The 6,537-nt window shown below is 35.8% G+C and carries 3 protein-coding genes and 1 pseudogene; all 4 read left to right on the top strand.

All coding sequences use genetic code 11. The features are described from left to right. Positions 1–216, top strand: a pseudogene (locus WOCAOBSORBRA_RS05210) (Rpn family recombination-promoting nuclease/putative transposase); the annotation flags it as partial. Between the two features lie 20 nt (positions 217–236). After that, the gene (locus tag WOCAOBSORBRA_RS05205) at positions 237–950 is read left to right on the top strand and encodes a pyrimidine dimer DNA glycosylase/endonuclease V (protein ID WP_015588934.1); all 714 of its coding nucleotides are present in this window, start codon (positions 237–239) and stop codon (positions 948–950) included. Between the two features lie 109 nt (positions 951–1,059). Further along, positions 1,060–2,532 (top strand): cytoplasmic incompatibility factor CifA, encoded by a 1,473-nt coding sequence (locus WOCAOBSORBRA_RS05200; protein WP_174516070.1) that lies wholly within the window; start codon positions 1,060–1,062, stop codon positions 2,530–2,532. 53 nt (positions 2,533–2,585) lie between these two features. Continuing rightward, on the top strand, positions 2,586–6,017 hold the full coding sequence (locus WOCAOBSORBRA_RS05195) for a cytoplasmic incompatibility factor CifB (protein ID WP_281346862.1): 3,432 nt from the start codon (positions 2,586–2,588) through the stop codon (positions 6,015–6,017). Positions 6,018–6,537: the final 520 nt, after the last annotated feature.

The following is a 6,537-nucleotide window of genomic DNA, read 5'->3' as shown; positions in this document are numbered from 1 at the left end:
ATAAAACGTATTCTTGATGAACAGGCTGTCCTCGCTCAAAAACTTGATGATGCTACTGAAAAAGGTAGAGAAGAAGGCATCCTTATCGGACATGAAAAAGGCAGAAAAGCAGAGAAAATTGAGGTCGCAAAGAATCTACTAAAAGCAGGTGTTTCTATTGATATTATAGCTCAAACTACTGGTCTTACAGCTAATGAAATTAAAGACTTAAGCTGATTCTATCTTTGGATGTTTAGATGAATATCTTTGTACTAGATGAAAACCCAGAGATTGCGGCAAAAATGTTATGTGATAAGCATATAGTAAAAATGCCATTAGAAACTGCTCAGTTATTAAGTAATGTTTTTTCAATAGCATTAAAAGCGCCAAATCCTTTTGTTAGTGTCATAGATCAGGATATAGAAGTTCCATATAAACTCACTCACAGCAATCATCCTTGTTCTTTGTGGGCTAGGCAATCGAAAGGAAACTTTTGTTGGTTGATAGAGTATGGAAAAGAATTGTGTAAAGAGTATACACAGCGATACAAAAGGAAGCATAAATCAGAGGAAGTAATAAATTGGTGTGATAGTAATAAGGATTTACTCATTTTTCGATCAACTGATATGCAAGCTTTTATACAAGCACTGCCGGATCAGTATAAATGCAGCAGTGCTGTGGAAGCTTATAGGAGATATTATCTCAAGGAAAAGATGAGATTTGCTAAGTGGGAAAATGGCAGAGAAGCACCAGATTGGATAATCTGCTACACAACACCACAGCTAATACAGCTCATAAATAGAGAAGCCATCCAAATCGGACATGAAAAAGGCAGAGCCGAAGGCAGAAAAGCAGAGAAAATCGAAGTTGCAAAGAATTCACTTAAGGCCGGTGTCTCTATAGATGTTATAGCTAAAATGATCGGCCTTTCTATTGATTACATTAAGGACATTCAAGAAGAAAAGTTTTAGCCATAACGTTTTTTTTATTAAGTCCTCTATTCTAGTAATTTTTATGTTGCAATCCATTCTAATGTATGTACAATGCCTTTTTTATATAAATACTTAATAGGAGGGGTTAATGCCAACACAGAAAGAGCTTCGGGCTACGATGTCCAAAAAATTACAGGAAGCTATTAAACATCCAGATCCAACAGTTGCTGCCGGGAGGAAGTCAGCTATCAAGAGATGGGTGGGAGTCCTTCAAGATAACTTTATGGAGCACATAAAATACTTTAAGGGTGATAAGTTGAAGTTTTTGCACAATGTATTCCAAGATGAAGGTTGCTGGTCAGGTGTAAGGTTGGATAATGCTGCTTTAGGTCAAAGGTTTACTGAAGAAAAAATAGGTGGAATAGATAATCCACTTCGCAAATATGAGATGGCTTGTAGTTACTGTGTGGTAGATAAAATTCATCCACTCTTTCAAAAAAGATTTGAATCTTATAGGAACAATTTTCCTCCTGGTGCATTTGATGGTAAAACTGAAACTGAAATTGGCAAATACGTACGAAACTCGTTACTAGATAGCATAAAGAGGAAAGGTCCTGTGTTTGATTTCTGGATCGATAGAGAATCTGGGGGATTAAAGCAACCAAGTAACGCGTCAGAAGGTTTTGACAGTGCTGTAAAACTTAAGTGGAGTGAAGGAGTAGAGTATTTTTATAATCATTTAAAAGAAGAAGATAAGGAAAAGAAACTTACAGAAGCTATTATTGCTCTGTCTCGCGTTCAATCTGTTGAGAAAGATGCTCCTATTTTAGATTTTTGTGTAAGGAATATAGCTGATAAAGATACTCTTTTACAGAAATTATCGCAGAAAGATAAAGGAATATATTCCCTTTTTGCTGAATTAATAGAGTCATGTTTTTTTGATACGGTTCATGATTTGGTACAGTGCTGGTGTTATGAGGAAGCTTCAGCACGAGGTGATCATTCAAAGGAAATACTCTCACAGGATGAGTATGACCTCCTTCTTTACTCACTTTCAAATGTAATGTTGAAAAATCCTGAATCAAATGTTCAAGCTAGATCTCTTATTATGAAGATTTGGAAATGTGACTGCTTTATTGAATACAGAAAGATTTCTGTTAATATTTCTAATTGTATAGTTCCTATACAGGACATGCTTGCAGGGTTAATAATTAACTGGAAACGAGAAGACATTTATAAGTCTGATGAGGAAAAAGAAGTAGAGAAAAAAGAAATATTAGATGTAATATTATTTGCTAAAGATTGCTTTCCTGAAAAGTTTGAGTTCTTTAAAAAATTAATAACAAAAAATCTTAGATTAGCTGGAAGACCAGGTAAAAAAGTAAATGTGGATTACGGTCTATTTGCGGAAGAATTATTCTCTGAGTTAGAGAAAACAATTTTACCACCTGTAGGTGATGGTCCTTGGAATAATTTACGGTCACGATCTAAAGCTCATGGTAGTAAGGAAACAACTTTGCCAGTTGATGATGGTCCACAGTCTGAGCTTGGAACTCCTAGTGTAAGTGGTGTTTCTTCTTATAAGAAAAAAAGCGTCTTTACGCTTAGTGGTAATAAGTAATCCACTTATGAACTCTTGGTGTTTCTGGTCGTAGTAAATAAGGGGTATTTTGTATGAGTAATGGTGATGGATTTATTAGGAGTTTGGTGGATGGAGATCTTGAAGGATTCAGACAAGGATTTGAATCTTTTTTAGATCAATGTCCATCTTTTTTGTATCATGTGAGTGCAGGTCGTTTCCTTCCTGTATTCTTTTTTAGTATGTTTGCTACTGCACATGATGCTGGTATCTTAACTGCAAATGAGAGAGTCTATTTTCGTTTTGATAATCATGGTATTGATACAGGTGGTAGGAATAGAAATACAGGAAACTTAAAGGTTGCTGTTTCAACTCGTAGTCGTGACGGACAGCGAGTTGTCAAGTGTTACAGCATTTCTGATCGCCCTAACAGTGATGGGTTAAGGTTTAGTACAAGGGAGAGAAATGCTCTAGTGCAAGAGATTAGACGGCAAAATCCGAATTTAAGGGCAGAAGACCTAAATTTTGAGCAATATAAAGTATGCATGCATGGAAAGGGCAAGAGTCAGGGAGAGGCAATTGCAACAGTATTCGAGGTGATTCGTGAAAAGGATTTTAGGGGTAGAGATAAATTTGCCAAATATTCAGCATCTGAGATTAGTCTTCTTAGACAACTCTTAGGAGATCACAGATTGACAATTCAGGAAATAAAAGGAAGACAACTCAATCAAAATCAGCTCAGACAACTTGATAGATCAGTCAATTTTGCACAGGTAGCACAAGGTCAACAAAGGATTGACAACTTTATGGAAATACTAGCAAATAACCAAAGACAAAATGTAGAACGTAGAATGCACAGGGAAGTTTTGCCATACATAACTGACATCTATGATAATTGCAGACAAGCGCTAGAAAATAATATTGAAAATCGCAATCAAAAATTTGAGAGTCACGGGTTTTTATTAGGTTTTTTAGCAAATTTTAGTCATCGCTACACAATAGGCATCGATCTTGACTTATCTCCTAGAAACTCACATGTTGCATTTCTTGTACGTCACCAAGCAGAAAGAGAAAATATTCCTATTGTTGTTAATCTTGCTACAAGGGCACCGTCCAATATCGCATTAAACCGCGCCAGAAGTCACGCTGAAAGATTGCATGTTTTTTCATTTATACCTATCCATACTGAATCAAGAAATACTGTCTGTGTTGGATTAAATTTTAATTTAAATCTAGATCCTTTTAGTGTTGATACAGTAGGGCTTCAACAGGATAGATTTCCTTTAGTACAAAGATTGTTTGAGTATATAGAAGATGAAGAGGTTGGAAAGAATATTAGAGATTTCTTGCTTCAACATCTTCCTGGTGAAATACCAAGAAATGCAGATAATTATAACAGAGTATTTGATTGTATAACTGGTTTTACTTTTGGAAGTAGTGCTTTTGATAGGCACCCTTTAGAACTAGAAGAAGAAGACGAAGCACCTATAACAAAATACATATTTAGACATGGTGATGAGGGTTTAAGATGTTTAACTATGGTCTTTCATGCTGAAGGTTCTGATATAGTTATACTTCATATTAGAGCTCACGATGCACAACAACAAGGAGCAATCAATTTAGAAAATCTTAATATTAATGGAAATAATGTTCATGTATGGGAAGTTTCATGCACACTTAATGACCAATTTGAGCTAGATATTGATCAACCAAATGACCTTGGTTTATATCACGATTACCAAAATAATAATGCAAATAATTTTCTTGATGGTGATCTTGCACAAGTACCTAATGCTGAAAATGTACATGGTATTTCAGAAAGGGTTATGAATGATGGCTGGCAAGATGTAGGTCATCATGGAGAGCTGTTTCAAGAGATCTCTGGAATATTGATGCCACTTAGGGACGCAATAAATGTTAATAGTGAGGATAAGTTTCGTTCTATACTACATGGTACATTTTATGCTAGTGATAATCCTTATAAAGTGCTTGCTATGTATAAAGTTGGTCAAACATATAGTTTGAAAAGGGGTCAGGAAGAAGAAGGAGAAAGGGCAATACTCACAAGAATTACAGAACAGAGATTAGACCTTTTATTATTAAGGCAACCTACAGCAGATACTCATCCAATTGGATATATATTAAGATTTGCTGGTAATGCAGAAGAAATAATACAAAAGGAGAATAACGCAAAAGATCAAATAAAAGAACTTATAAACAAGCAGAGAGGATATGTGCCTATTACTTCTGGAAATGAGGTGGTTTTACTTCCTCTTATATTTAATGCAGGTGCAGAGAGAGTAGAAGGTCTTATATCTATTCCAGAAGGAATAGGAAGAGAAGAGTATGTACATAGACTTGATCGTGGTGGTCGTGACTCAAGACCAGGAGTATTAGTGGGACCTGAAAGTGTTATTGATGAAAATCCACCAGAGGGTCTATTATCAGATCAGACTCGTGAAAATTTCAGGCGCTTTTACACGGAAAGAAAACCAGGACAGAACTCGATTTTTTTGCTTGATATAGATGATAATCTGCACGTTCCATTTAGTTACTTGCAAGGTACTAGAGCACAGGTAATAGAAACATTAAAGTCAAGAATAAGGAGAGGTGATAATTCCATTCCTACAGCACAAGAGATAAGAAGACAAATAAGAGATATTCTTAGAAATCAAGGGATAGAAGTAAATGATCTACTTACGCTAGAATTTGCGACGAGAAATGGACATTATGATTACTGGCTTCAACAAATTGATATAGCTCACGCTGGAAGATTGCGATATCAGCTTCGTACTGAAGGTAATCACACTTTTGAAGTAGCTAATTTGGCAAGGAATGACGGTAACGAGCACATTGTTAGAGTATTAAATCAATTTAGGGAAAATGAAAAACAACAGCGTTTAACCTTAATCATTACTTTAGATAATGCTCATTGGGTTACACTAGTGATTGAACGTCAAAATGGGAACTATGTTGGGTACTATGCTGGTTCAACTGCTACTGCTGTTCCAGGTGGTATTACTGATATCATTCAAGATAACTTAGGAAATAATATCAGGATTAATAATGTTTCTGTTAGTCAGCAAACAGATGGTCGGAATTGTGGTTTATGGGCGTTAGAAAATGCTAGTGATATTAATCGAGTTCTAAAAAAAAATCCTGTTGGGCAAGTGCAGAATATCATAAATATAATACGCGATTTTCTTGGAAGAGGCCACCCAAACAGAGATAGAAATTACTTTCAGAGCATAAGAGTGGGCATTTCACAATTATTCAGGAATGATCCGGGATTTCAAAGTGTGCAATTGCAAGCATACATTCAAAATAGAGAACAAATTGATCCATTACTACGTACTTATCTAGAATTAGGATATCACAGAGTGGGAGGAGGGTGTGGACCAGTAGAAGCACCTATATCGCTTAGTGTTAGTGATTCCAGTAATTTTGGTGGCCTGCCACAGTCGAGTTTAGAAGGTCCTGAAGCTAGTCGTGTTTCTGACCTTAGCAAAGGTAAAGGCGGTAGGTAGAGGTAATCGGTAGATGAAAGGAGTGTAACAAAAACCTTATGCATCAAGTAAAGATTGTGAGCAAATTTAAAGAAGTTAAGGTGGGTAACCTGTTTTTTTCTACTTGCAGCAATGTTTCAAAAAGTATATGTGTCGAGTTGGGTAAAGTTGAAGGAGGTTCTTAAATGAGCAACTATTAATTTGGTAGTGTATAACATTAATAAATTTAAACGATGCAACCATTTCCAGCAACCAAAACCAGCCAGCGTGAGAACAATTTTTTTTTGGAATGGGTAGGTCTTGCAGCACACTACCCCTAGATTTTTCACTTTTTCATATAGCTTGAACAAACTTTTTCTAACTCATTCATGTTTGTACTTTAACATATTTAATAATTGAAACGACGTCTATGAGTCAGATACCGCCCATACCACTACACTTTGGGGATGCACATCAAGCCGATAGTATAGTACTTCCCAAAGTAAATGATAAAGGTATAATAAGCTATTTGAGTTATAATGGCGTATAGTGTGGATTTAAG

Origin of the sequence: Wolbachia endosymbiont of Cardiocondyla obscurior (genome assembly GCF_902713635.1) — a bacterium.
Lineage (GTDB): Bacteria > Pseudomonadota > Alphaproteobacteria > Rickettsiales > Anaplasmataceae > Wolbachia > Wolbachia pipientis.
This window is presented reverse-complemented; position numbering and strand designations above follow the sequence as displayed.